Origin of the sequence: Magnetospirillum fulvum (assembly GCF_900108475.1) — a bacterium.
GTDB classification, from domain to species: Bacteria; Pseudomonadota; Alphaproteobacteria; order Rhodospirillales; family Magnetospirillaceae; genus Phaeospirillum; species Phaeospirillum fulvum_A.
Genome location: NZ_FNWO01000005.1, coordinates 137,360 through 161,684, shown reverse-complemented (window position 1 = coordinate 161,684; position 24,325 = coordinate 137,360). Strand labels below are relative to the sequence as shown.

The following is a 24,325-nucleotide window of genomic DNA, read 5'->3' as shown; positions in this document are numbered from 1 at the left end:
GGAACCGCGCCGCTGTCCGAATGTAAACGGCTTGTAAATGCGGGTGGCGGTTCTACTCCAAACGGCCCAGGGCGCGGGCGAGGACCAGATACAATTTGCCGACCTCGGACGAGGTGAAGGTTCCGGTCAGAACATCCATATGGTCGGAGTTGCGGGCCTGATTGAGCAGGGCCTCGAACTCGGCCAGATAGCGCGTGGCGTAATCGCGGAACTCGCCGTCCTCTTCAAAGCGCGAACGGATCGAGGCGATCTGGTGGCGGTCGAGATTCTTCAGGATCTTGCGGACGAAGATGCTCTGGTCGCCGGCATGGAAGTCGCGCCACGCCTTCTCGTCGATATTGGCGTTGAAGATGCGGGCGATATCGACCGACAGCGATTGCAGCTTCTCGACGATGAAGGCGGCGCTTTGCAGGAAGTTCTCGACCGAGGCCAGCGCGCGCTTTTCTTCCAATTGCTGGGTGCGGATTTCGGCCAGCTTCGAGGCGCTGACCAATTGCTCGATCTGGCGCGAGAAGCCGGTGGTGAAGGATTCGGCCTGTTGGGCCAGCCGGTCGCCGGTGATGCCGAGATCGTTCGATTTGGCCCGCACCATTTCGAAGGCGGCTTCCAGCTTGGCCCCGGTGCGGTCGGTGGTTTCCTGAAGCTCGACGGCGTGGCGGCGCAGCCCGTCTCCGGCACCGCGGACCTGCCCGGTGATCCGTTCGGCGGCGGCGGTCAGTTCGCGGATGCCCGCCCGCAGCATGTCCCCGGCCGAGGTGACCTGGATCGCGGTCTTGTTCGAGCCTTCCTCGAAATCGCGGCTGATGGCGCGCAGCGCGTCGCCTGCGGTCTGGGACTGGGCGAACACCTGCTGGGCGGCCTCGCTCAGTTCGATCGCGTTCTGCTGGATCGCGGCCCCGAAGGCGCGCAGCACCTCGGTCGAATCGTCGGCGACCCGGGCCAGGGCCTGTCCCTGCACCCGCACCGCCTCGGCGACGCCGCTGACCGAGGCTTCGGCCTGATCGGCGGTGGCGACCACCTGTTCGGTCTGGCGGCGCAGGGCGTCGCCCGCGCCGCGCAGACGCAGGCCCAACGCCTCGGTGGTCTGGGTCAGCGCCTCGGCCCGCTTCTCCAGCGTTTCGGCGACAGAGACGGTATCGGCGTTGGCGCGGCTGGCGGCGACACCGACATCGGTCGCCCGCTGGCGCAGGGTTTCGCCCACGCCTTCCAGTTCGCCGCCGACCCGGCTCGACATCCCGACCAGATCGTTGGTGTTCTGGCGCAAGGTGTCGGTGATCGTCTTGATCCGTCCCATCACCTGATCCGAGGTGGCGATCAGATGGCGGGCCTGCTGGTTGAGCGAGGCTTCGGACAGCTTGGATTGGGTCGAGACGACGTTGGCGGCGTCGGCCAGCTCGTCGGCCTGCTTGCGCAGCGACTGGCGGATCGCCTCGGCCTGGGCGCTGGCGCGCTCGGCCCCCTTGGCAAGATCCTCGATATGCAGGCGCAGCGTCTCGGAAATTTCACGGCCGCGCGCGGTCATCTGATCCGAGGCGGCAACCAGGGCGCGGCTTTGCGCCTGGAACGATTCGCCAAGGTCGCGGATGCGGGTGACGCCGCGATCGACCGCACTGTCGACCTCGTCGCGGCGCTGGGCGAACACCTCGCCGATCCCGGCGATCTGGGTCACCGCGCTGTCGGCGACGCCGCGCAGGGAGTCGGAGTGGCGGGCCAGCACGTCCTCGATTTCGCGGAAGCGGGCCATCGCCTGATCCGAGGCCGAGACCAGTTCGCGCGACTGGACCCCCAGTCCTTCCTCGACGATGCGGACCCGTGACAGCACCCGCTCGGTGATCTGGTCAAGCCCGGTGGCCTGCTGCTGCAACGAGGCGGAAATCCGCCCGGTCTGTTCGGCCAGTCGTTCCGCCGCCTGATCGAGATCGGTGTTCTGACGGGTGAACAGGCCGCGCAGGGCGTCGATCCGTTCGGCCAGGGCGGTGGCGACGCCTTCGGTGCGGATGGCGGCGGATTCGACGGTGTCGCCCAATTGGGCGGTCTGACGTTCGAACATCCCGACCACCTGCTCGGCCCGGACCACCGCCGATTGCGACACCTGATCGAGCGCTTCGGCCTGCTGGCGCACCTGACCGCCTGCTTGTTCAGCGCGGGCAACGGCGCGGGCCGACACCGTCTCGATCCCGTCGATCTGGTCTTGCAGCAAGGTGGCGAAGTCACGCACCTTCGCCGCCGCGCCCTCGGTCGCGCCGGACAGATCGTGAGTCTGGACCCGCAGCACCCCTTCGATCTCGCGGGCGCGCTGGGTCGCCGCCTCGGTGGCGTCGGACAGCCGGGCCACCTCGGCCCGCAGCGCTTCGACGGCGGCGCGGGCTTCGCCCTCGACCCGGCCGGACAGCGAACGCAGGGCGTCGATCTGGCCGGACAGGGTGTCGCGCACCGCTTCGCCGCTGCGAGCGGCCTCGGTCGAGGCGTCGGTCAGCATCCGGGCCTGAAGCTTTAGAGTGTCGGCGATGGCCCCGGTCCGGCGCTCGATCCCCTCGGACGGCGAGGTCAGCCGTTCCAGTTGCTCGCGCAGATCGAGGGTGAGGTCGCGCAACTCACGGCCGCGATCGAGCGAGGTCACCACCAGCCACAGGAAGGCGAGGGGGACGAACGCGGCGCCGACGATGCCGCCGATTTCCTGCGGCTGCATGTCGAGCAGGTTGGCGAAACCGATCGAATTGGCGGTGTAATAGGCGCAGACCGCCAGCCAGGCGGCGGTGGCCGCCACCGCCGCCACGGTGGGCGACAGCCCGGCCGGACGCTGTGGCAACGGGGCCGGGCGCGGCTCGGGCGTGGCGACGCGGGCCAGCCCCAGCGGCGGCGGAGTCAGCGCGGGAACGGAAGAGCCCTCCCGGTCGGGCGAAAGGTCGAGTCCTGCGTTGTCGTCGCCGCCGTTCGTCGTCTCGCCCATCGTTTCAAGCCCTGACTGTGAGATCCCCGCCACCCGGCCCGCCCGGACGCACATTGTCGAGGATGCCTTGTTTAACAAGGAAAATCAAACCCGCCCGGCACGCGTCCCGCGTGGCTTGGTTCCGCCGCCGGACTTGCGCGGCTTGGGCGGGGGCTTGGTCCGGTCGCCGAACGCGGCGCGCTTCGGCGTATCGGCGGAGCGGAGCGCGCCTTGAACCCGTCGTCTTGTGTCGTCGTCGTTCCAGCGGATCTGGTCCGGGTCCAGCCCGGCGAGCAATTCGCGCAGAAAGGGCGAGGGCAACGCCCGCTTGCGCCGTTCGGCGACGAAGCTCAGCACCAGCCAGCGCCGCGCCCGCGTCACCGCGACATACATCAGCCGCCGCTCTTCCTCGATATCGGGGGCGGATTCGTGGGGCAGCAACTCGTCCTCGCAGCCCGCGACCACCACCGCCGCCCATTCCAGCCCCTTGGCGCCGTGGATCGTTGACAGCACGACGGCGTCGCCGCCCGCCTCGGCGGCGCGGAGCGAGCGGCGCTGCTCTTCGACCGAGGCGATGAATTGGTCGAGTCCGCCGGTCTCGGCGGCAAGGTCGGCGGCGGCGTAGCAGAGGTCGCGCCACTGCACCCCCTCTTCGCCGGGCGGCCGCGCCGTCGAAGACACCAGTCGCCCGACCTGACGGCACAAAGCGGGCCAGGGGGCGGACTCGTCGATTTTGTCCGGGGCCTGTTCGAGCAACCGCTCGACCCGCTTGCCGTGGCCGAGCAGGGCGCGGGCTTCCATGTCGCCGGGATTGGCGATCAGCCGGATCAGCGCGGCGGTCAACCGCACCGGGGTCAGTTGCCAGAACTCGCCCGCGCCGCGCACCACCACCGGCACTCCAGCCTCGGCCAAAGCGATCTGAAGCCGCGAGCCGACATGACCGGCGCGGTAGAGCACCGCCATCTCGTGCCAGGGAACCCCCTTGCCCGCCAGCCCGCGGACGACGCGCAGCACATAGGCGGCCTCGTCCTCGTCATCCTCCAGCCCGGTGACGGTCACCGGCAGCCGCGACGGATTCTGCGCCGCCAGGGACTTGGCGTGGCGGTTGCGGTTGCCGCCGATCAGCGCCTGGGCGGCATCGACGATGGTGGCGGTCGAGCGGTAATTGCGCGACAGCCGGAACAGGGCCGGGTCGGGCCATTCCTTTTCGAACCCCAGGATGAAGGCGGGGTCGGCCGAGCGCCAGGCATAGAGACATTGGTCGTCGTCGCCGACCGCCCACAGGAACGCTCCCTGGTCGCGCAGCAGGCGCAGCATCCGCTCCTGCGCCGGGTTGATGTCCTGGAACTCGTCGATCAGCAAATGGTCGAAGAATCCGGCGATCCGGGCGCGGTAGGCGGGATCGCTCTCCATCCCTCGCACCAGGGCGACGATCAGATCGCCGAAATCGAACCCGCCCTCGGCACTCAGCACCTCCTGATAGCGGGCGTAGAGGGTGGCGGCCTCGATCAGGTCCGGCTCGTTCTTGGCCTTCGCTTCGGCCATCGCCGCCGCCGGGTCAAGCAGACGGTCCTTGTAGGCGCCGAACAGATCCTGCGGCCGCTTGGTCTCGTCACTATGATAAAGACGGTGGCGGGCGATCAGGCGACCGCAGGCCTGATCGTCGAAGATCCGCACCGGCGGACAGCCGGGCGGGGGGAAGCGGGTCAGCAGCCGCGCCGCGAGGCTGTGCAGGGTCCCGATCGGCAGCCGCCGCACCGTCTCGCCGCCACTGTCGCCGATCCGCCGGTGCAGTTCGGCGGCGGCGCGGACGGTAAAGGTCGATACGAAGATCCGCGCGGGCGGGGTGCCGCTCTCAACCAGATGGCGATAGCGCCCGACCAGGGTGGTGGTCTTGCCGGTGCCGGGACCGGCCAGCACCAGCACCGACGCGGCGATGGCCTCGGCGGCCAGACGCTGATCGGGATCGAGGGGGAGGGGGCGTTCCGGCCCGGTTTCGGGCGCGGCGGAGGGGGAAGACATGGGCGGCACACTAGCCCGAAGGAGGCCATGACGCCAAGATATGTTGCCGAATCGCGCGATCCGTCGCATATCTCGTTTTGCCCGAAAAACATCGCGTTCGTGTCGGTTTGATGTCCACGCGACGCTTGCCTTGGGTCAACAAGCCCTGTATAAGGCTGGCCTTCGGCTTCGGCCTTTTCCGTAAGAGTCGCCCCCTGAGGTGGGAGCGGCTTACTGCGGGAGGCTCTTTGAACTGAACCTGCTTCACCGATCGGCGCCCCGATGGGGCGCCGATCTGATTTGACGGATGACTTGATCATGGAAAGCCAAAACATCCGCATCCGCCTCAAGGCGTTCGACCATCGCGTTCTCGATCAGAGCACCCGCGAAATCGTCAACACCGCCAAGAGAACCGGAGCGCAGGTGCGCGGACCGATCCCGCTCCCCAGCCGGATCGAGAAGTTCACCGTCAACCGTAGCCCGCATATCGACAAGAAATCGCGCGAACAGTTCGAAATTCGCACGCACAAGCGCCTGCTGGACATCGTCGATCCGACGCCGCAGACCGTTGATGCGTTGATGAAGCTCGACCTGGCCGCCGGTGTCGACGTCGAGATCAAGCTCTAAGGAACCAACAACGATGCGATCCGGTCTCATCGCCCAGAAGGTCGGCATGACGAGGATCTTCGCCGAGGACGGCACTCATCTGCCCGTCACCGTGCTGAAGGTCGACACCTGCCAGGTGGTCTCGACCCGCTCTGAGGAAACGGACGGCTATATTGCCGTTCAGCTCGGCGCCGGCACGGCCAAGGTGAAGAATGTGAGCAAGCCTGCTCGCGCCAACTTCGCCAAGGCCAAAGTCGAACCGAAAAAGAAGCTCGCTGAATTCCGCGTTTCCGCGGAAAACCTCCTTGAGGTCGGCACCGAACTCTCGGCGGCGCATTTCATCGTCGGTCAGTTCGTCGACATCACCGGCACCACGATCGGCAAAGGCTTTGCCGGCGTGATGAAGCGCTGGAACTTCCGCGGCCTGGAAGCGACCCACGGCGTCTCGGTCTCGCACCGTTCGCACGGTTCGACCGGTCAGCGCCAGGATCCGGGCAAGGTGTTCAAGGGCAAGAAGATGGCTGGCCATCTCGGCGACGTCCAGGTGACCACCCAGAACCTCAAGATCGTTTCGACCGATTCCGAGCGCGGCCTGATCCTGGTCAAGGGCTCGGTTCCCGGTCACGAGGGTTCGTGGGTGCTGATCCGCGACGCGGTGAAGCGCAAGCTTCCCGACGGCGTGCCGTTCCCGGCCGGCGTCAAGAGCGCTGCCGACGCCCCGTCCGCCCCGGTTGAAGCCGGCGAGAGTTGAGGAAGAACGGCGATGAAGACGAACGTAATCAGCCTCGAAAATCAGACTGTCGGTGAGATCGAACTGGCCGAAACCGTGTTCGGTTTGCCGGTCCGGACCGACATTCTGGCCCGCATGGTCAACTGGCAGTTGGCCAAGCGCCGCTCGGGCAATCACAAGACCAAGGGGATCAAAGAGATCTCCGGCACCACCAAGAAGCCGTTCGCCCAGAAGGGCGGCGGGCGTGCCCGTCAGGGTTCGCTGCGGAGCCCGCAGTTCCGTGGCGGCGCCACCATCTTCGGCCCGGTCGTGCGCTCCCATGCCCACGATCTGCCCAAGAAGGTCCGCAAGCTGGCGCTGAAGACCGCGCTGTCGGCCAAGGCCGGCGACGGCAAGCTGTTCGTGCTCGACGCCGCCAACGTCGCCACCCCCAAGACCCGCGAGTTGGCCGCCCGGCTGAACGCTCTGGGCTGGTCTTCGGTGCTGGTGATCGACGGGGCCGCCGTGGACGATAACTTCGCTCTGGCCAGCCGCAACATCCCCTATGTGGATGTGCTGCCGCAGGCGGGCGCGAACGTCTATGACATCCTCCGCCACGACACCCTGGTCCTGACCAAGGACGCGGTGGAAGCCCTGGAGGCCCGCCTGAAATGAGCAAGCTCGTCATCAGCAAGGAGCGGATGTTCGATCTGGTCCGCGCTCCTGTGATCACCGAAAAGGCGACCATGGGTTCCGAATTCCGCCAGGTGACCTTCAAGGTGCCTCTGGACGCGACCAAGCCCGAGATTCGGGCGGCGGTCGAAGGCATCTTCGGTGTCAAGGTCTCGGCCGTGAACACCCTGATCGCCAAGGGCAAGGTCAAGCGGTTCCGCGGCCGCGTCGGCGTGCGTAGCGACGTCAAAAAGGCGATCGTCACGCTGGCCGAGGGCCACTCCATCGACGTGACCACGGGAGTCTGACGCCATGGCACTGAAGACGTTCAAGCCGACGACTCCGGGCCGCCGCCAGCTGGTCCTGGTCGATCGCTCCGATTTGTGGAAGGGCAAGCCCGAAAAGAGCCTGACCGAAGGTCTGCGCTCGAAGGGCGGCCGTAACAACACCGGTCGTATCACCGTCCGTTGGCGTGGCGGCGGGCACAAGCGCCGCTACCGCATCATCGACTTCAAGCGCACCAAGTTCGACGTCGCCGCGACGGTCGAGCGGCTCGAGTACGATCCGAACCGTACCGCGTTCATCGCTTTGCTCTCCTATGCCGACGGCGAGAAGAGCTACATCATCGCCCCGCAGCGTCTGGCGGTCGGTGATCAGGTGGTGGCCGGCGAGAAGGTCGACATCAAGCCCGGCAACGCGATGCCGTTGAAGAATATCCCGGTCGGCACCATCGTCCACAATGTCGAGCTTAAGGCCGGCAAGGGTGGACAGTTGGCCCGCTCCGCCGGTACGTATGTTCAGCTCGTCGGCAAGGATCAGGGCTACGCCCAGCTCCGTCTGTCGTCCGGTGAGCTGCGCATGGTCCGGGGCGAATGCATCGCCACTATCGGCGCGGTGTCGAACCCCGACCAGCAGAACGTGTCGCTCGGCAAGGCTGGCCGCAACGTGTGGTTGGGACGTCGTCCCAGCGTTCGCGGTGTCGCCATGAACCCGATCGATCACCCGCACGGCGGCGGCGAAGGCCGCACCTCGGGCGGCCGTCACCCGGTTACTCCGTGGGGCAAGCCGACCAAGGGCAAGAAGACTCGCAGCAACAAGAAGACGGATCGGCTGATTATGCGCCGCCGTCATCAGAACCAGTAGGAGCGACGAGAATGGCTCGTTCCGTTTGGAAAGGCCCCTTCCTCGACGGCTATCTGCTGGGAAAGGCCGATAAGGCCCGTGCCAGCGGTCGCAACGAGGTGATTAAGATCTGGTCGCGTCGGTCGACCATCCTGCCGCAGTTCGTTGGATTGACTTTCGGCGTGTATAACGGCCAGAAGTTCATCCCGGTGCTGGTGACCGAGAACATGATCGGACATAAGTTCGGTGAGTTCTCGCCGACCCGCACGTTCTACGGCCACGCCGTCGACAAGAAGGCGAAGAGGAAGTAGCCATGGGCAAGAAACCCGCAGATAGGGTTCTGGCGGAGACCGAGGCCAAGGCCTTCGCCGCCACGATCCGCACCAGCCCGCGCAAGCTGAACCTGGTGGCCGAGAGCATCCGCGGCCTGAAGGCCGATGTGGCGCTCAACGCCCTCTCCTTCTCGAAGCGGCGTGTCGCAGTGGAGGTCCGCAAGGTCCTCCAGTCCGCGATCGCCAATGCCGAGAACAATCACCAGCTCGACGTTGATCGGCTCTTCGTTGCCGAAGCCCACGTCGGCAAGGCGATGGTCATGAAGCGTTGGAAGGCGCGTGCCCGCGGCCGCGTCGGCCGGGTGGAGAAGCCGTTCAGCAATCTGACCGTCATCGTGCGCGAACGCGCCGAAGCGGCGGGGGAGTAACCAGATGGGTCAGAAAGTCAATCCGATCGGCCTGCGCGTCGGCATCAACCGCACCTGGGATTCCCGTTGGTTCGCGGACGAGACCTACGCCCGGCTGCTTCACGAGGATCTGAAGCTGCGCGCCTATCTCCGCGAGAAGCTGGCTCAGGCCGGCGTGTCGCGGGTGGTGATCGAGCGCCCGGCGAAGAAGGCCCGCATTACCATTCACACCGCCCGTCCGGGCGTGGTGATCGGTAAGAAGGGTGCTGACATCGAGGTGTTGCGCAAAGAGCTGTCGCGGATGACCGGCAGCGAAGTGCATCTCAACATCGTCGAGATCCGCAAGCCCGAGCTGGACGCCCAGCTGGTGGCCGAAAGCATCGCTCAGCAGCTCGAGCGCCGCGTCGCCTTCCGTCGTGCCATGAAGCGCGCGGTTCAGTCGGCGATGCGCTTGGGTGCCCAGGGCATCCGGATCAATTGCTCCGGTCGTCTGGGTGGAGCGGAAATCGCCCGCATGGAATGGTACCGCGAGGGACGGGTGCCGCTGCACACGCTCCGCGCCGAGGTCGATTACGGTGTTGCCACCGCGAAGACCACCTACGGCACCTGCGGCGTCAAGGTCTGGGTGTTCAAGGGTGAGATTCTCGCCCATGACCCGATGGCCCAGGACAAGCGGGCCGCGGGCGAAAACGCCCCGGCTTCGCGCTGATCTGAAGAGGGTTAGACGATGCTTTCGCCCAAGCGTACTAAATACCGCAAGGCCCACAAGGGCCGGATTAAGGGCCTGACCAAGGGTGGTGCGGCGCTGAATTTCGGTGCTTATGGCCTGAAGGCTCTTGAGCCCGAGCGGATCACCGCCCGTCAGATCGAAGCGGCCCGCCGCGCGCTGACCCGCCACATGAAGCGTCAGGGCCGGGTGTGGATTCGGATTTTCCCGGATCTGCCGGTCTCCAGCAAGCCTGCCGAAGTCCGCATGGGCTCGGGTAAGGGTGCGCCGGAATTCTGGGTGGCCCGCGTTGCTCCCGGTCGTATCCTGTTCGAGGTCGATGGGGTGTCCGAGGAAATCGCGCGTCACGGCTTCACCCTTGCGGCGGCCAAGCTGCCGATCAAGACCAAGTTCGTCAGCCGCATCGGAGGGATCTAAGCCATGGCCGACAAGGCTGCCGATCTGCGCCAGAAGACTTCGGATCAGCTCAAGGAGCTGGTCGTCGATCTGAAGAAGACGCAGTTCAATCTTCGCTTCCAGCGGGCCTCTGGCCAGTTGGAGAACACCGCCCAGGTGCGTGCCGTGCGTCGCGAGATCGCGACCATCAAGACGCTGCTTGGCGAACGCGCCCGCAGCGCGTCGTAAGAGGAGACCCATCGAAATGCCGAAGCGCATTCTTCAAGGGGTCGTGGTCAGCGACAAGATGGAGAAGACCGTGGTCGTCAGCGTCGAACGGCGCGTGATGCACCCGATCTACAAGAAGTTCATCCGACGCTCGAAGAAGTACCACGCCCACGACGAGAACAACGTCTTCAAGACCGGCGATACCATCCGCATCCGCGAGTGCCGCCCGATCTCCAAGACCAAGTGCTGGGAAGTGATCGTCGAGCCGCAGGCTTGACGGTTGCGAATCTGGGAATAAGGAACCCGTGACATGATCCAGATGCAAACCAACCTGGACGTCGCCGATAATTCGGGAGCCCGCCGGGTGCAGTGCATCAAGGTGTTGGGCGGTTCGCACCGCACCATCGCCACGGTGGGCGACGTCATCGTCGTTTCCATCAAGGAGGCGATCCCCCGGGGTCGCGTTAAGAAGGGCGACGTGCACCGCGCCGTCATCGTTCGTACCGCCAAGGAAATCCGGCGGGCCGACGGTTCGGCGATCCGGTTCGACACCAATGCCGCCGTGCTGATCAATAAGCAGGGCGAGCCGATCGGGACCCGTATTTTCGGGCCGGTCACCCGTGAGCTTCGCGGTAAGAAGTTCATGAAGATCATCTCGCTGGCTCCGGAGGTGCTCTAACATGACCTCGCTCAATGTGAAGAAGGGTGACCAGGTCGTTGTCATCACCGGCAAGGACAAGGGTAAGAAAGGCGAAGTCATCGCCGCCCTGCCGAAGGACAACCGCGTCATCGTCTCCGGCATCAACCTTGTGAAGCGCCACCAGCGCCAGACCCCGTCCAATCCGGGCGGCATCGTCGAGAAGGAGGCCGCGATTCACGTCTCCAACGTCGCGCATGTCGATCCGAAAGACGGCAAGCCGACCCGCGTCGGTCACAAGGTCCTCGAGGACGGCCGAAAGGTGCGCGTCGCGCGCCGCTCCGGCGAAGTCATCGACCGGTAAGGGAAGGACGAGACAGATGGCACGTTTGCGCAATCACTACGATACGGTCGTCCGCCCGGCCCTGCAGAAGGAGTTCTCCTACAAGAACCCGATGCAGGTGCCGAAGCTCGAGAAGATCGTCATCAACATGGGCGTCGGTGAGGCTGCCCAGGACGCCAAGAAGATCGAATCGGCCATCGCCGAATTGACCTTGATCGCCGGTCAGAAGCCGGTCGTGACCAAGGCCAAGACCTCGATCGCGCAGTTCAAGCTGCGCGAAGGTCAGGTGGTCGGCTGCAAGGTCACCTTGCGTGCTGAGCGGATGTACGAATTCCTCGACCGGTTGATCAACATCGCCCTGCCTCGCGTCCGCGACTTCCGCGGCGTCCCGGCCAAGAGCTTTGACGGGCGCGGCAATTATGCTCTCGGGTTGAAGGAACAGCTCGTTTTCCCGGAAATCAATTATGACCGGGTCGACACCATCCGAGGCATGGACATCATCTTCGTCACCACGGCCGATACCAATGAGGAAGCCAAGGCTCTCCTCAAAGGCTTCGACATGCCGTTCGTGGCCTGAGGGAGGTTTGGGTAATGTCTAAGGTCAGCTCTGTCGAGCGCAACAAGAAGCGCGAGCGGATGGCGAAGCAGTTCGCGACCCGCCGCGCGCGTCTGAAGGCGATCGCCAACGATCGCGAGACCAGCCCCGAGGAGCGCTTTGAGGCCTCCCTGAAGCTGGCGCAACTGCCCCGCAACTCGTCGAAGACTCGCGTGCGTTTGCGCTGCGAAGTCACCGGCCGTTCGCGCGGCAATTATCGCAAATTCAAACTGTGCCGGAACAAGCTGCGCGAGCTCGCCTCGCAGGGCCAGATTCCCGGCATGGTCAAGTCCAGCTGGTAAGGGAGGACTCGCCATGTCCATGTCCGATCCTCTCGGCGATATGCTCACCCGCATCCGTAACGGACAGCGTGCGCATAAGACCGCCGTCACTGCTCCTGCCTCTGCGTTGCGCTCCAACGTGCTCGAGGTCCTGGTTCGCGAGGGTTACATCCGCGGCTACAGCCGCGTCGACGTCCGTAAGGGTGTGTCCGAGCTTTCGATCGAACTGAAGTATCACGAGGGTCAGCCGGTGATCCGGGAAATCTCGCGCGTGTCCAAGCCGGGCCGTCGCGTTTATTCCAAGATCGCCGACCTTCGCCGCGTCGCCAACGGGCTGGGGATTTCGATCCTCTCGACCCCGAGCGGCGTGATGTCCGACGCTGAGGCTCGCGCCCAGAACGTCGGCGGCGAAGTCCTCTGCGAAGTGTTCTAACGGAGGCTCTCACAATGTCGCGAGTCGGCAAATATCCGGTCTCGGTGCCGTCGGGGGTCTCCGTCAAGATCACCGGCCCGAACCTGACCGTTTCGGGGAAGCTGGGTGAATCCCAGCTGGCCCTGCGGGACAATGTCGAGGTCACCCTCGACGGCAACCTCGTTTGGGTGAAGCCCAAGGACGAGTCCAAGCATGCGCGTATGATGTGGGGCACCACCCGTGCCCTCATCAACAACATGGTCAAGGGCGTCTCCGAAGGCTTTACCGTCAACCTCGAGATCAACGGCGTCGGTTATCGCGCCGCGGTCGAAGGGTCCGTGCTGAAGCTCCAGCTCGGCTATTCGCATGACATCAATTTCCCGATCCCGGCTGATGTCACCATGAAGTGCGAGAAGCCGACCGCCATCACGATCTCGGGCCGCGACAGTCAGCGCGTCGGTCAGATCGCGGCGGAAATCCGCGCCTTCCGTGGTCCCGAGCCCTACAAGGGCAAGGGTATCAAATATCAAACCGAGACCATCCTGCGTAAGGAAGGTAAGAAGAAGTAAGGGGCACCGCCATGATGACGCCGAAGGATCTTTTCGAGCGCCGCAAGCGGCGCGCCCGGCAGAGCCTCAAAGCGAAGAGCCACGGTCGTTTGCGGCTGTCGGTCTTCCGCTCTGGTCAGAACATTTACGCCCAGGTCATCGACGACCTGCAAGGGGTTACCCTCGCCGCTGCGTCGAGCCTGGACAAGTCGTTGAAGGACTCGCTGAAGACCGGTGCCGACAAGCAGGCGGCTGCTGCCGTCGGCAAGTTGCTCGCCGAGCGGGCTGTCGCGGCCGGCATCACCGAGGTGGTGTTCGACCGTGGCGGTTATATCTACCACGGTCGGGTCAAAGCCCTGGCCGATGCGGCCCGCGAAGGCGGCCTGTCTTTCTGAGGATGATGAGCAATGGCACGTACTCCCAATACTGACCGGCCCGAGCGGGGCCGCGGCGGCGAGCGCGGCGAGCGGGCTCCCCGCGGCCGTGGCGGCGAGCAGTCCCCGCGCGAGCGCGAGGAATCTGAATTCGTCGACAAGCTGGTCCACATCAATCGCGTCGCCAAGGTGGTCAAGGGCGGCCGTCGCTTCGCCTTCGCCGCTCTGGTGGTGGTCGGTGACGCCAAGGGCCGCGTCGGCTACGGATCGGGCAAGGCCCGTGAAGTTCCGGAAGCGATCCGCAAGGCCACTGAACAGGCCAAGCGCAACATGATCAAGATCGCGCTGCGTGAGGGTCGTACCCTTCACCACGATTCGTTCGGGCATTTCGGTGCCGGTCGCGTCGTGCTACGGGCGGCTCCGGCCGGTACCGGCATCATCGCCGGTGGCCCGATGCGCGCCGTGTTCGAGACCATGGGCGTGCAGGACGTGGTGGCCAAGTGCCTGGGCACCTCGAACCCGCACAACATGATCAAGGCGACGTTCGCCGCTCTGACAGCGATGGCTTCGCCGCGTTCGGTCGCCGCCAAGCGCGGCAAGAAGGTCGGTGACATCATCGGCCGCCGCGACGGCACCGCCGCCGCCGCCACCGCTGCTTGAACGGGAGAGACGAACCATGGCCGCCAAGACCGTGAAAGTCACCCAGATCCACAGCCCGATCGGCCGTCCGGCCGATCAGCGGGCCACTCTGGTGGGCCTGGGCCTCAACAAGATGAACCGGACCAATGAACTGGAGGATACCCCCTCTGTTCGCGGCATGATCGCCAAGGTCCGCCATCTGGTGCGGGTCGAAGAATAGGATCTCCGGCGCCGGGCGGCTGTAAAGCTGCCCGGCGATCCGGTCACGAGGACTAAAGACAATGAAGCTGAACGAACTTCGCGACAATCCGGGCGCTCGCTACAAGGCGAAGCGCGTCGGCCGCGGTATCGGCTCGGGCAAGGGCAAGACCTCCGGTTCGGGTGTCAAAGGTCAGAGCTCCCGCACCGGCGTGGCCATCAATGGCTTCGAAGGCGGTCAGATGCCGATTTACCGGCGTCTGCCCAAGCGTGGGTTCAAGACCCCGTTCCGCCTTGAGTTCGCCGAGGTCAATCTGGGCCGTCTCCAGGCCGCGATCGACGCCGGCCGCATCGACGCCACCAAGACGATCGACGCCGCCGCTCTTCAGGCCGCCGGTCTGATCGGCAAGATCATGGATGGCGTCCGGGTGCTGGCCCGTGGCGAGCTGACCTCCAAGGTGACCCTCTCCGTCGTGGGGGCTTCGGCCGCCGCTCTCGCCGCCGTCGAAAAGGCTGGTGGCGTGGTGGAGATCAAGGCTCCGAAGGCTCCCGCGGCCGCCGTCGAGGCGTGAGCCTTCGTCGGGCGGCCCCGCCGTCCGACGCTTGACCTCACCGCTTTCGACCTCGCGCCACGCTCTCCGCAACCGCCTCCGTCCGCTTCGTCGCGGCGGGGGCGGACGGAATTTGGGGGTGGTGGTCGGGGCGCGGATGTCGTAAACGATTGCGACGATCGACTATACGTCTCACTGGAACCGGGAGTAAGGCATGGCCTCCGCTGCCGAGCAGCTCGCCTCGAACTTGAATTTTGGCGTGTTCGCCAAGGCGACCGACCTCAAAAAAAGGATCTGGTTCACCCTGGCCGCCCTGGTGGTGTACCGCCTGGGAACCTGGATTCCACTGCCGGGCGTCGATCCGCAGGTGTTGGGCGAGCTGTTCAAACAGAACGGCGGCGGCATCCTCGGCATGTTCGACATGCTGGCCGGTGGCGCGCTCCACCGCATGACGATCTTTGCGCTGAACATCATGCCGTACATCACGGCGTCGATTATCATTCAGCTGATGACGTCGGTCATTCCCAGCCTGGAAGCCACCAAGAAGGAAGGCGAGTCCGGGCGGAAGAAAATCAACCAGTACACCCGCTACCTGACGCTGGCGATCGCGACCGTCCAGGCCTATGGCATGGCCATGGGGCTGGAAAGCATGAGCGGACCGGCCGGGGCGGCGGTGTATATGGACAACCATCTGGTGTTCCGCTTCTCGGCGGTGTGCACCCTGGTCGGTGGCACCTTGTTCCTGATGTGGCTGGGTGAGCAGATCACCGCGCGCGGCATCGGTCAGGGCACCTCGCTGATCATCATGGCCGGTATCGTCGCCGAATTGCCCGCCGCGATTGGCAGCACGTTGGAACTCGGCCGCACCGGCGCCCTGCCGGTCCTGGTCATCATCGGCATTCTGCTGATGTCGATCCTGGTGATCGCCTTCATCGTGTTCCTCGAGCGCGCCCAGCGTCGGATCATCGTCCAGTATCCGAAGCGGCAAGTCGGCAACAAGATGTTCGGCGGCGATTCGTCGCATCTGCCGCTGAAGGTCAACACGGCCGGCGTGATCCCGCCGATCTTCGCCAGCTCGGTCCTGCTGATGCCGGCCACCGTGGCGCAGTTGAGCGCCCAGGGCGGCCCGGAATGGCTATCGACCGCCGCCGCGTTGATGGGGCATGGTCAGCCGCTGTATATCGGCATGTACGTCGCCCTGATCATGTTCTTCGCCTTCTTCTATACCTCGGTGGTGTTCAATCCGACCGAGACGTCGGAGAACCTGAAGAAGTATGGCGGCTTCATCCCCGGTATCCGTCCCGGTAAGAACACCGCCGACTATCTCGATTACGTCCTGACCCGTCTGACCGTGGTCGGCGCGATCTATCTGGCCGCGCTGTCGGTGCTGCCGGAAGTGCTGATCTCGAAATTCTCTCTGCCGTTCTACTTCGGCGGCACCAGCCTGCTGATCGTCGTGTCGGTCACGATGGACACGGTGTCGCAGATTCAGTCGCATCTTCTGGCCCACCAGTATGAGGGGCTCATCAAGAAGTCCCGGCTGCGCGGCCGTCGTTAAGAAAATAGGGGAGGCATGATGTATCTCGTTCTGCTCGGGCCGCCTGGTGGCGGCAAGGGAACCCAGGCCAAGCGGCTCCAGGAGACGCACGGTCTGGTCCAGCTTTCGACCGGTGACATGCTGCGCGCCGCCGTGGCGTCCGGCTCCGAGGTCGGCCGCCGCGCCAAGGCGGTGATGGATGCCGGTCAGCTGGTTTCGGACGAGATCGTCATCGCCATCATCGACGAACGTCTCGATCAGCCCGACGTGGCGAAGGGCGCGATCTTCGACGGCTTCCCCCGCACCGTGGCCCAGGCCGAGGCTCTGGACGCGATGCTGGCCCTCAAGGGCAAAAAGCTCGATCTGGCGATCGAGGTCCGCGTTCCCGACGAGTTCATCGTCGAGCGGATCACCGGCCGCTACACCTGCGCCAAGTGCGGCGCGGGCTATCACGACACATTCCAGAAGCCCAAGGTCGAGGGCACCTGCGATTCCTGCGGCGGCACCGAGTTCGTTCGCCGCCCCGATGATCGCGTCGAAACGGTGACCAAGCGTCTGGAAACCTACCACGCCCAGACCGCGCCGCTGCTTCCTTACTATGAGGGCAAGGGCACGTTGAAGGTGGTCGATGGAACCCAGGAGATCGCCGAGGTCACCCGGGCTCTGGAAGACATTTTGGGCGGGATCGGCTGACGCCGGTCCGGTCTGGTCCGCGAAACGGTTGACTCTTGGCCGGATCGCCCTATAATCCCGCACCTTCGGTTTCCCCGGCCTGGGAGAAGCCTTGGAGTGCGTTTGTCGCTAACAGCTCCGGGTGTTCCCTGGCGCGGATTTATCTGGTGAAGGAGTAACCAGCTTTGGCTCGTATCGCTGGCGTCAATATTCCGACGAACAAGCGCGTCATGATCGCGTTGACCTACATTCACGGCATCGGCCGCACCAAGGCCAGGGAAATCACCCTTTCGCTGGGCATCCCCGAAGATCGGCGCGTCAATCAGCTCACCGACGACGAAGTGCTGAAGATCCGCGAACTGATCGATCACGATTACCAGGTCGAAGGTGACCTGCGTCGTGCCGTGGCGATGAACATCAAGCGGTTGATGGACCTCGGCTGCTATCGCGGCCTGCGCCATCGTCGTGGCCTTCCGGTCCACGGCCAGCGCACTCACACGAACGCCCGTACCCGCAAGGGTCCGGCGAAGCCGATTGCCGGCAAGAAGAAAGTGACGAAGTAAGGAACACCTCAGATGGCCAAGCCTGCTGCTGCCGCGCGTCCCCGCCGTCGCGAGCGCAAAAACATCACTTCGGGCGTAGCGCATGTCAACGCGACGTTCAACAACACCATGATCACGATCACCGACGCCCAGGGCAACACCATTTCGTGGTCGTCGGCCGGGATGCAGGGCTTCAAGGGCTCGCGCAAGTCGACGCCGTATGCCGCCCAGGTGGCCGCCGAAGATGCCGGCCGCAAGGCGTCCGAGCATGGCATGCGGACCCTGGAAGTCGAGGTGAAGGGACCGGGTGCCGGTCGCGAATCCGCGCTGCGCGCGTTGCAGGCTGTTGGCTTCCAGATCACGTCGATCCGCGACGTCACGCCGATCCCGCACAACGGCTGCCGGCCGCGGAAGCGTCGTCGCGTCTGATCGGGTCTCCTACCGGACTTGGGCCGCCGCTCCTCTCTCCCACACGGGAGAGGAGTCGGCGGTTCGTCCGTTGCGGTTTCCCTCCCCCTGATCCCAGCATGAGGTCACGCCCGTGATTCAGAAAAACTGGCAGGAATTGATTAAGCCCGGCAAGCTCAATGTCGAGCCCGGCGCCGACCCGCAGCGGGTTGCCGTCGTTGTTGCCGAGCCGCTGGAGCGTGGCTTCGGCATGACGCTGGGCAACAGCCTGCGCCGGATTTTGCTGTCCTCGTTGCAGGGCGCGGCGGTGACCGCCATCCAGATCGACGGCGTGCTGCACGAATTCTCGTCCATCCCCGGTGTGCGGGAAGATGTCACCGACATCATCCTCAACATCAAGACGATGGGCCTGCGTATGCACGGCGAAGGTCCGAAGCGGATGCATCTGCGCGCTATCGGCCCCGGTGAAGTCAAGGCGGGCATGATCGAGGTCGGTCACGACATCGAGATCATGGACCAGGATTTGGTGTTGTGCACCCTCGACGAGGGCGCCACGCTCAACATCGAATTCACCGTCGAGACCGGCAAGGGCTATGTCCCGGCGTCGCAGAACCGTCCCGAAGATTCGCCGATCGGTCTTATTCCGATCGACGCGATCTTCTCGCCGATCCGCCGCGTCGCCTACAAGGTCGAAAACACCCGCGTCGGCCAAGTCACCGATTACGACAAGCTGTCGATGACGATCGAGACCAACGGCGCCGTTACCCCTGAGGATTCGGTGGCCCTGGCCGCCCGCATCCTCCAGGACCAGTTGCAGCTGTTCATCAACTTCGAAGAGCCGACCCAGGTCGTCGAAGAAGAGAAGCGGGACGAACTCCCCTTCAACAAGAACCTGCTGCGCAAGGTCGATGAGTTGGAGCTGTCGGTCCGTTCGGCGAACTGCCTGAAGAACGACAACATCATCTATATCGGCGATCTGGTCCAGAAGACCGAGGCCGAGATGCTCCGCACTCCCAATTTCGGGCGCAAGTCGCTGAACGAAATCAAGGAAGTGCTGGCGCAGATGGGTCTGCACCTGGGTATGGAAATTCCGAACTGGCCGCCCGAGAATATCGAGGAACTGGCCAAGAAGCTGGAAGAGCCGTACTGATCGACCGACCGGCGCGAGTGAGCCATCCTGCGGGATATTGGATCGCTCGCGCCGTTTGTTTTGCCCAGAGGGTCATCCCGACCCGCCCGTGCCGTACTTTTCACCCCCGGGTGATTTGGCGGTGACGGTCCGACGATCGGTCTCGCCCGGCGAGGCCTAGGCGACGAGGAGAGTTTTTCATGCGTCATGGTATGTCCGGCCGTAAGCTGAACCGCGACAGTTCCGCCCGTAAGGCCCTGTTCGTCAGCCTGTCGAACGCCCTGCTCAAGCACGAGCAGATCAAGACCACCCTGCCGAAGGCCAAGGATCTCCGTCCGGTGGTCGAGCGTCTGATCACCCTTGGCAAGCGTGGCGATTTGCACGCCCGCCGTCAGGCTTATGCCTTCCTGCGCGACGACAAGGTGGTGGCCAAGCTGTTCGCCGAGATCGGCCCGCGCTACAAGGCCCGCAACGGCGGCTACACCCGCGTTCTGAAGGCCGGCTTCCGCTATGGCGATTGCGCCCCGATGGCGATCATCGAGCTGGTCGATCGCAATCCGGCCGCCAAGGGTGCCGATTCCGGCCCGACCGCCGATCGCGCCGAAGACGAGTCGGAAGACTAGTCCGCTTCGGTCCGATGCGGCTTAGGCCGTGTCGGACCTCCGCGTTGCGGGGAGAGGCCGGTCCGGCTTCTCCCCGTTTTCGTGTCTTTCCTTCGAAATCCGATCCACTCCGCCCCGTGGTGCGCCTCGCACCGGCGGGCGTTGTCATCTGTGCGTAAGGGTCTTGACACGCTGTTGAAGCGGAGCAATACTCATGACTGTAACGAGGAAGAAAGGAATTCAGCTTCACGAAGTAAGTGGTATTTATAAGGTCGACGACTTCACCGTTTTCGTGGTTCTCCACGACTGAGGAGGAGGAAATCATCAAGGAAATGACTCCACCGGGTCATGTTTGAGGTGTCGAAAACTCCGGCACCGACCTTTAATACATCACAGATACTTACCGTGTCGGCTGTTACGCCGAATTTCCAGGGCCAAAAGGCCCATTGAAAACAACCAGCCCCGCGCCGAGCAATGTCTCCCGCGGGGCTTCGGTTTTTACGGCACGTCTCCGTTCCGACCCGAATCCACGCCAGTCGATGGTCAATCGACGCAGAGCGGTGGCGACGCCCTGCTGCGGCCCGTTCTCCGCTCGTCCGCAGGGGGCTCGATCGCCGGGGCTTGCGGGGGCGGGGCACCATCTCCGCCCCGCCCCCGTGCAAGGGCGGGGATGGGGCCGCCCCACGAAGGCCTGGCGGTTCGGCTTGGACAAGTTCCCGGTCACGCGGCAAGGGCTGGATGGGGTGGGTTTGACCCCCGTTATCCGGTCCTGGGGTGCTGTTGAAGGCCGATTCCGGGTTTGAGTATGGGTCGGGCTTTACTTCACCGTGTGCCATGCCTCATATAGGCTCTGACTGGCCGGGGCCGGGCATCCCCGGCACCTTCGTTTGTGTCTGTCCAGAGTGGTGAGATCAGGAATGTTCAAGCGCAAGTCGTTCGACGCACAGGTCGGTGACATGTTCGTCAAGGCCCATGATAATAAAAAGACCGTGTGGGTGGTCGAGAAGATATTCGAGCATGTCGATGGTATTCTGCATGCTCGTCTCTACAACAAGACCCACCCCAAGACGATGATTACCGTTTCGGCCTCGACGTTGGCCGATCCGGATTTCTTCTGCCGGGCTCCGGCCGGGACAGAAGTGTAGTTCGTTTTGGACGGTCCGAAACGGAAAGGTGCGTCGGGACCGGGCGGATGCCCGGCCGACAGTCCCCCCAATTGACCATGCTGATTGGGGGTGGGGGCGGTGGGGTCGCCGCAGGGGCGGGACCGGACGGTGGCTGCGGGCCGCCGCTTGAGTGACGGGCGCCTTGGAATGATGCGGGTCGTCTCGATATTGTTATGATTTCCGACGATATTGCGCCCGCTCAATGCTGTCATGAATTGGAATCGAGAGTCTCTGCGACTTTAGGATGTGCAGAGCGGCAGTACTTCGCCGACTTCATCGGCGACCATGGCTTAAGTCCATATTGCCTCGCCCTTGGTATGGAATTCCTTGACCAAAGCCGGGTTTCGGTCGGCTAAAGGCTGCGGCGGTATTTTTCTGTTCTTAACGGAAGCTGCCTATGGTATAAGGGCAAGTCAGCCGAACTATATTGGCGGACGGGTTGCCGTAAGGCCTTCCGAGCGGGAGTTCGCTCACCTAAATTAGCCGCGATATCGAGACCACCTCGCGTTAAATAACGCGGGCTATGGTATCGCGTTCCGGATGGAGCGCGAGGACGATGTCTTCGGCGCCACTGGTCCTCATTCTAGGGAATCCGAAGAGATGACGGTCGTTTCTTTTGCCCAGGGCGATTACGTGGTTTATCCCACTCATGGTGTCGGTCAGGTTGTTGCCATCGAGACGCAGGAAATCGGTGGGATGAAGCTACAGCTTTTTGTCATCACCTTTGACCGCGACCGCATGACCCTTCGCGTTCCGGTGACGAAAGCCCATAAGTCCGGTTTGCGCAAGCTGTCTCCCTGTTCCGTGATGGAAACGGCGCTGACCACGCTGAAGGGCCGCGCCAAGGTCAAGCGGACGATGTGGAGCCGCCGCGCCCAGGAATACGAAGCCAAGATCAATTCCGGCGATCCGGTCTCGATCGCCGAAGTCGTCCGCGATCTGCACCGCAACGCCAATCAGCCCGACCAATCCTATAGCGAGCGTCAGATTTACGAAGCCGCGCTGGAGCGTCTGGCCTCGGAACTGGCCGCCGTCGAGCGGATCGACACCATTGCCGCGACCGCGCGCTTGGAAAGCCTGCTCGAAGCCGCCTGAGCCTTTTTTCGATATCCCCCTGGGAAGAGCGTGGACGATCCCGTCCGCGCTCTTCCCGTTTGTGGGGGACTTATCCTAAGCAGCACGGATCGAAACCGATCCGTGCTGGCCCTCATTCGGCGGGCGGGGTTCTCCGAACCCCTTGCCACCCGCGCCATGGAGCGCGGCCCTTTGGGCCTAAACCTGCGCTGCAATGAGTTATTCTCATCGCAGCTTGGTCTCACGCCTGATCGAACAAGGCGGTCGACAGGTAGCGCTCGGCGAAGGAGGGGATGATCGCGACGATCAGCTTGCCTTCGTTTTCGGGACGGGCTCCCAGTTCCAGCGCGGCGGCAAGAGCGGCCCCCGACGAAATGCCGACCGGAATCCCTTCGATCTTCGCCGCCTTGCGCGCGGTGGACAGAGCGGTTTCGTTGCCGATCTGGAGGATTTCGTCCAGAACCGAACGGTCGAGGATATCGGGGACGAAGCCCGCTCCGATCCCCTGAATCTTGTGCGGGCCGGGCGCGCCACCCGACAGGACCGGGCTGTCTTCGGGTTCGACCGCGACGATCCGGACGTCGGGCTTGCGCGCCTTCAGCACCCGCCCGATACCGGTGACGGTGCCGCCGGTGCCGACGCCAGACACCAGAATGTCGATCTGCCCGTTGGTGTCGGCCCAGATTTCCTCGGCGGTGGTGCGGGAATGGATCGCCGGGTTGGCGGCGTTCTTGAATTGCTGCGGGATGATCGCGCCGGGGGTCGCCGCCGCCAGTTCCTCGGCCTGACGCACCGCGCCGGTCATTCCCTTCGACGCCGGGGTCAGCACGATTTCCGCGCCCAGCAATTGCAGCATCTTGCGCCGCTCCAGCGACATGCTTTCCGGCATGGTCAGGATCAGCTTGTAGCCCTTGGCCGCCGCGACGAAGGCCAGCGCGATCCCGGTATTGCCCGAGGTCGGCTCGATGATGGTGCCGCCCGGCAGCAAGGCGCCCGAAGCTTCCGCCGCTTCGATCAACGCGACGCCGATCCGGTCCTTGACCGAGGCGAGCGGGTTGAAGAATTCGAGCTTGCCGACGATGTCGGCCTTGACCCCGGCTTCGGCGGCCAGACGCTTGAAGCGCACCAGCGGGGTGGCCCCGACCGTGTCGATGATGCTGTCGTAGATCTTGCCGCGGAAAGTGGCCGGGCTACCCTGCTCTGCGCTCATCTCTAAACTCCAGGCGAAAAATGTAAAAACGATTTTATATACACTAACTCATTTCGCCCGGCGGGAAAAGCGCGACAAGCAGAATTTCTCCCCCAGCCGAGAGGGCGCGCGCGGAGGCACACCGGACGGGCGGTGCCCGACCGATGTCCCGAAGGCAAACAGAGCGGGCGTTAGGGCAGCAGGGCCAGACGCGGCGAGCGCGCCTGCGGCAGGAACAGGACCAGCCGTCCCGGACTTTTCATCCGCCCCGCCTGGGCGAAGGCGGCGGGGCCGCTGCCCCAGAACAGGTCGCCGCGCACCGGTCCCTTGATCGCCGCGCCGGTATCTTGGGCCATCATCAGGCGACGCAGCGGCTTGCCGTCGGGAGTGGTGGTCTCGACCCACACCGGCGCGCCGAGCGGGATATGGCGCGGATCGACCGCCATCGAGCGTTCCGGGGTCAGCGCCACACCCTCGGTGCCGAGCGGACCGTCGCCGGTATTGACGGCGTAAAAGATATAGCGGGGATTGCGGGCGAGCAGGTCGGTGGCTTCGGCGGGGTGCTCCTTCAGCCAGGCGCGGATCGCGGGCATCGAGGAATCGCCCGATAGCAGCCCCTCGTCTCGCATCACCTTGCCGATGCCGACGAATTTATGGCCATTGCTGCCCGCGACGCCAAGACGCAGCACTGAACCGTCATCGAGGCGGACCCGCCCCGAGCCCTGAATCTGCATGATCGCGAAATCGACCGGATCGTCGGTCCAGGCCAGCACCGGGGCGCGCCCGTCGATCGCTCCGCTTTCGATCTCCTTGCGGGCGGGGTAGGGGAGCAGCCGCCCGGCCTCGACCCGGCCGACGATCTGTTCGCCCCGCATCTCGGGGCGGAAGCGGCTGAGATCGACGCTGACGAGGTCGGTGGGCTTGCCCAAGACCGGAATGGCAAAGCGGCCGCGCCGCTGTTTCGACCCGGCAATCTCGGGCTCGAAATAGCCGGTGAACAGCCCCTCGGGGTTACCGTCGGCGCTGACCTGCCAGGGCAGGAAGAAGGTTTCGAACATCGCCCGGGCCGCGTCGTGGTCGCCGGGGGCGATGCGGCGGGCGGCGGCGCAGGGGGCATACCAGTCGGCGGCGGTTCCGGCGATGCCGTCATGACCGATCGAACGGTCGGTCGGCAGCCGCAGCACCCGGTCGCAGGTCCGCAGCAAGGCGGGCAGCACGTCGGCGGCGCTGTCCTCGGACCAGCCGGGCAAATCGCCATAGCCGAGCGGGGCCAGCCCCATCCGCGCCCCGGTGACGGGGGCGGCGGGCGGTTCGGGCGGCGCGAGCGGAGCGCAGGCGGCGACAAGGAGAAGCAGGGCCAGCCCGCACAGCGCGCGCATT

Annotated in this window: 33 protein-coding genes; 29 read left to right on the top strand and 4 right to left on the bottom strand. The window is 64.5% G+C overall.

The features are described from left to right. Window positions 1-52 precede the first annotated feature (52 nt). Window positions 53-2,950: a coiled-coil domain-containing protein gene (locus BLW40_RS07655; RefSeq protein ID WP_074767151.1), complete on the bottom strand. Its 2,898-nt coding sequence runs from the start codon at window positions 2,948-2,950 to the stop codon at window positions 53-55. Between the two features lie 84 nt (window positions 2,951-3,034). After that, entirely contained in the window at window positions 3,035-4,951 is a 1,917-nt protein-coding gene (locus tag BLW40_RS07650) for an ATP-dependent helicase (protein WP_074767149.1), read from the bottom strand. A 297-nt stretch (window positions 4,952-5,248) separates the two neighbouring features. Here BLW40_RS07650 and rpsJ point away from each other — a divergent pair, with 297 nt between their 5' ends. The 29 genes from rpsJ to BLW40_RS07505 all read left to right on the top strand — a co-directional run bounded on the left by rpsJ (window position 5,249) and on the right by BLW40_RS07505 (window position 21,777). Then, on the top strand, window positions 5,249-5,557 hold the full coding sequence (rpsJ, locus tag BLW40_RS07645) for a 30S ribosomal protein S10 (RefSeq protein WP_002725423.1): 309 nt from the start codon (window positions 5,249-5,251) through the stop codon (window positions 5,555-5,557). A gap of 13 nt (window positions 5,558-5,570) precedes the next feature. Then, window positions 5,571-6,287: a 50S ribosomal protein L3 gene (rplC, locus tag BLW40_RS07640; RefSeq protein ID WP_074767147.1), complete on the top strand. Its 717-nt coding sequence runs from the start codon at window positions 5,571-5,573 to the stop codon at window positions 6,285-6,287. A gap of 12 nt (window positions 6,288-6,299) precedes the next feature. Then, entirely contained in the window at window positions 6,300-6,920 is a 621-nt protein-coding gene (gene rplD, locus BLW40_RS07635) for a 50S ribosomal protein L4 (RefSeq protein ID WP_002725426.1), read from the top strand. Then, window positions 6,917-7,225: a 50S ribosomal protein L23 gene (locus tag BLW40_RS07630; RefSeq protein WP_074767145.1), complete on the top strand. Its 309-nt coding sequence runs from the start codon at window positions 6,917-6,919 to the stop codon at window positions 7,223-7,225. The genes rplD and BLW40_RS07630 overlap by 4 nt, the downstream gene beginning before the upstream one ends. 4 nt (window positions 7,226-7,229) lie before the next feature. Beyond that, entirely contained in the window at window positions 7,230-8,060 is an 831-nt protein-coding gene (gene rplB, locus BLW40_RS07625; RefSeq protein WP_074767143.1) for a 50S ribosomal protein L2, read from the top strand. Between the two features lie 11 nt (window positions 8,061-8,071). Then, window positions 8,072-8,350 carry a 30S ribosomal protein S19 gene (rpsS, locus tag BLW40_RS07620; RefSeq protein WP_002725433.1) on the top strand — a complete coding sequence of 93 codons (279 nt, stop codon included), beginning with the start codon at window positions 8,072-8,074 and terminating at the stop codon, window positions 8,348-8,350. Window positions 8,351-8,352: 2 nt separating this feature from the next. Next, window positions 8,353-8,739: a 50S ribosomal protein L22 gene (gene rplV / locus BLW40_RS07615; RefSeq protein WP_002725434.1), complete on the top strand. Its 387-nt coding sequence runs from the start codon at window positions 8,353-8,355 to the stop codon at window positions 8,737-8,739. 4 nt (window positions 8,740-8,743) lie between these two features. Next, the gene (gene rpsC / locus BLW40_RS07610; RefSeq protein WP_002725436.1) at window positions 8,744-9,427 is read left to right on the top strand and encodes a 30S ribosomal protein S3; all 684 of its coding nucleotides are present in this window, start codon (window positions 8,744-8,746) and stop codon (window positions 9,425-9,427) included. Window positions 9,428-9,445: 18 nt separating this feature from the next. After that, on the top strand, window positions 9,446-9,862 hold the full coding sequence (gene rplP / locus BLW40_RS07605) for a 50S ribosomal protein L16 (RefSeq protein ID WP_074767140.1): 417 nt from the start codon (window positions 9,446-9,448) through the stop codon (window positions 9,860-9,862). A gap of 3 nt (window positions 9,863-9,865) precedes the next feature. Then, window positions 9,866-10,069, top strand: coding sequence for a 50S ribosomal protein L29 (gene rpmC, locus BLW40_RS07600; protein ID WP_021132399.1), 204 nt, complete (start codon window positions 9,866-9,868; stop codon window positions 10,067-10,069). Window positions 10,070-10,085: 16 nt separating this feature from the next. After that, window positions 10,086-10,325: a 30S ribosomal protein S17 gene (gene rpsQ / locus BLW40_RS07595; RefSeq protein WP_074767138.1), complete on the top strand. Its 240-nt coding sequence runs from the start codon at window positions 10,086-10,088 to the stop codon at window positions 10,323-10,325. 33 nt (window positions 10,326-10,358) lie between these two features. Next, window positions 10,359-10,727, top strand: coding sequence for a 50S ribosomal protein L14 (gene rplN, locus BLW40_RS07590; protein WP_002725445.1), 369 nt, complete (start codon window positions 10,359-10,361; stop codon window positions 10,725-10,727). 1 nt (window position 10,728) lies between these two features. Next, a complete protein-coding gene (gene rplX, locus BLW40_RS07585) occupies window positions 10,729-11,049 on the top strand; it encodes a 50S ribosomal protein L24 (RefSeq protein WP_021132397.1) in 321 nt (106 codons plus the stop codon). A gap of 16 nt (window positions 11,050-11,065) precedes the next feature. Continuing rightward, entirely contained in the window at window positions 11,066-11,605 is a 540-nt protein-coding gene (gene rplE / locus BLW40_RS07580) for a 50S ribosomal protein L5 (RefSeq protein WP_002725448.1), read from the top strand. A gap of 14 nt (window positions 11,606-11,619) precedes the next feature. Further along, entirely contained in the window at window positions 11,620-11,925 is a 306-nt protein-coding gene (gene rpsN / locus BLW40_RS07575; RefSeq protein WP_074767136.1) for a 30S ribosomal protein S14, read from the top strand. Between the two features lie 13 nt (window positions 11,926-11,938). Then, the gene (gene rpsH, locus BLW40_RS07570; protein WP_002725452.1) at window positions 11,939-12,337 is read left to right on the top strand and encodes a 30S ribosomal protein S8; all 399 of its coding nucleotides are present in this window, start codon (window positions 11,939-11,941) and stop codon (window positions 12,335-12,337) included. Between the two features lie 14 nt (window positions 12,338-12,351). Continuing rightward, window positions 12,352-12,885, top strand: coding sequence for a 50S ribosomal protein L6 (rplF, locus tag BLW40_RS07565; RefSeq protein WP_021132393.1), 534 nt, complete (start codon window positions 12,352-12,354; stop codon window positions 12,883-12,885). Between the two features lie 11 nt (window positions 12,886-12,896). Further along, a complete protein-coding gene (gene rplR, locus BLW40_RS07560) occupies window positions 12,897-13,259 on the top strand; it encodes a 50S ribosomal protein L18 (protein WP_074767134.1) in 363 nt (120 codons plus the stop codon). Between the two features lie 12 nt (window positions 13,260-13,271). After that, a complete protein-coding gene (gene rpsE / locus BLW40_RS07555; protein ID WP_021132391.1) occupies window positions 13,272-13,898 on the top strand; it encodes a 30S ribosomal protein S5 in 627 nt (208 codons plus the stop codon). A 16-nt stretch (window positions 13,899-13,914) separates the two neighbouring features. Then, window positions 13,915-14,097, top strand: coding sequence for a 50S ribosomal protein L30 (gene rpmD, locus BLW40_RS07550; RefSeq protein WP_002725460.1), 183 nt, complete (start codon window positions 13,915-13,917; stop codon window positions 14,095-14,097). 61 nt (window positions 14,098-14,158) lie between these two features. Beyond that, the gene (gene rplO, locus BLW40_RS07545) at window positions 14,159-14,647 is read left to right on the top strand and encodes a 50S ribosomal protein L15 (RefSeq protein ID WP_074767132.1); all 489 of its coding nucleotides are present in this window, start codon (window positions 14,159-14,161) and stop codon (window positions 14,645-14,647) included. Window positions 14,648-14,840: 193 nt separating this feature from the next. After that, window positions 14,841-16,184, top strand: coding sequence for a preprotein translocase subunit SecY (gene secY, locus BLW40_RS07540; protein WP_074767130.1), 1,344 nt, complete (start codon window positions 14,841-14,843; stop codon window positions 16,182-16,184). An 18-nt stretch (window positions 16,185-16,202) separates the two neighbouring features. Next, entirely contained in the window at window positions 16,203-16,856 is a 654-nt protein-coding gene (locus BLW40_RS07535) for an adenylate kinase (RefSeq protein ID WP_074767128.1), read from the top strand. A gap of 164 nt (window positions 16,857-17,020) precedes the next feature. Continuing rightward, entirely contained in the window at window positions 17,021-17,398 is a 378-nt protein-coding gene (gene rpsM / locus BLW40_RS07530; protein WP_021132387.1) for a 30S ribosomal protein S13, read from the top strand. A gap of 12 nt (window positions 17,399-17,410) precedes the next feature. After that, complete coding sequence (gene rpsK, locus BLW40_RS07525; RefSeq protein ID WP_002725469.1) at window positions 17,411-17,806, top strand: 30S ribosomal protein S11; 396 nt, start codon at window positions 17,411-17,413, stop codon at window positions 17,804-17,806. A gap of 112 nt (window positions 17,807-17,918) precedes the next feature. Next, the gene (locus BLW40_RS07520; protein WP_074767126.1) at window positions 17,919-18,935 is read left to right on the top strand and encodes a DNA-directed RNA polymerase subunit alpha; all 1,017 of its coding nucleotides are present in this window, start codon (window positions 17,919-17,921) and stop codon (window positions 18,933-18,935) included. 179 nt (window positions 18,936-19,114) lie between these two features. Continuing rightward, window positions 19,115-19,537: a 50S ribosomal protein L17 gene (gene rplQ / locus BLW40_RS07515; RefSeq protein ID WP_074767124.1), complete on the top strand. Its 423-nt coding sequence runs from the start codon at window positions 19,115-19,117 to the stop codon at window positions 19,535-19,537. A gap of 896 nt (window positions 19,538-20,433) precedes the next feature. Continuing rightward, window positions 20,434-20,661 carry a hypothetical protein gene (locus BLW40_RS07510; protein ID WP_074767122.1) on the top strand — a complete coding sequence of 76 codons (228 nt, stop codon included), beginning with the start codon at window positions 20,434-20,436 and terminating at the stop codon, window positions 20,659-20,661. Window positions 20,662-21,282: 621 nt separating this feature from the next. Then, window positions 21,283-21,777, top strand: coding sequence for a CarD family transcriptional regulator (locus tag BLW40_RS07505; RefSeq protein ID WP_074767121.1), 495 nt, complete (start codon window positions 21,283-21,285; stop codon window positions 21,775-21,777). 220 nt (window positions 21,778-21,997) lie between these two features. On the opposite strand, the gene cysK is transcribed toward BLW40_RS07505, so the two are convergent. Beyond that, the gene (gene cysK, locus BLW40_RS07500) at window positions 21,998-22,966 is read right to left on the bottom strand and encodes a cysteine synthase A (protein ID WP_074767119.1); all 969 of its coding nucleotides are present in this window, start codon (window positions 22,964-22,966) and stop codon (window positions 21,998-22,000) included. Between the two features lie 170 nt (window positions 22,967-23,136). Continuing rightward, window positions 23,137-24,324 carry a murein transglycosylase A gene (gene mltA, locus BLW40_RS07495; RefSeq protein WP_074767118.1) on the bottom strand — a complete coding sequence of 396 codons (1,188 nt, stop codon included), beginning with the start codon at window positions 24,322-24,324 and terminating at the stop codon, window positions 23,137-23,139. Window position 24,325: the final 1 nt, after the last annotated feature.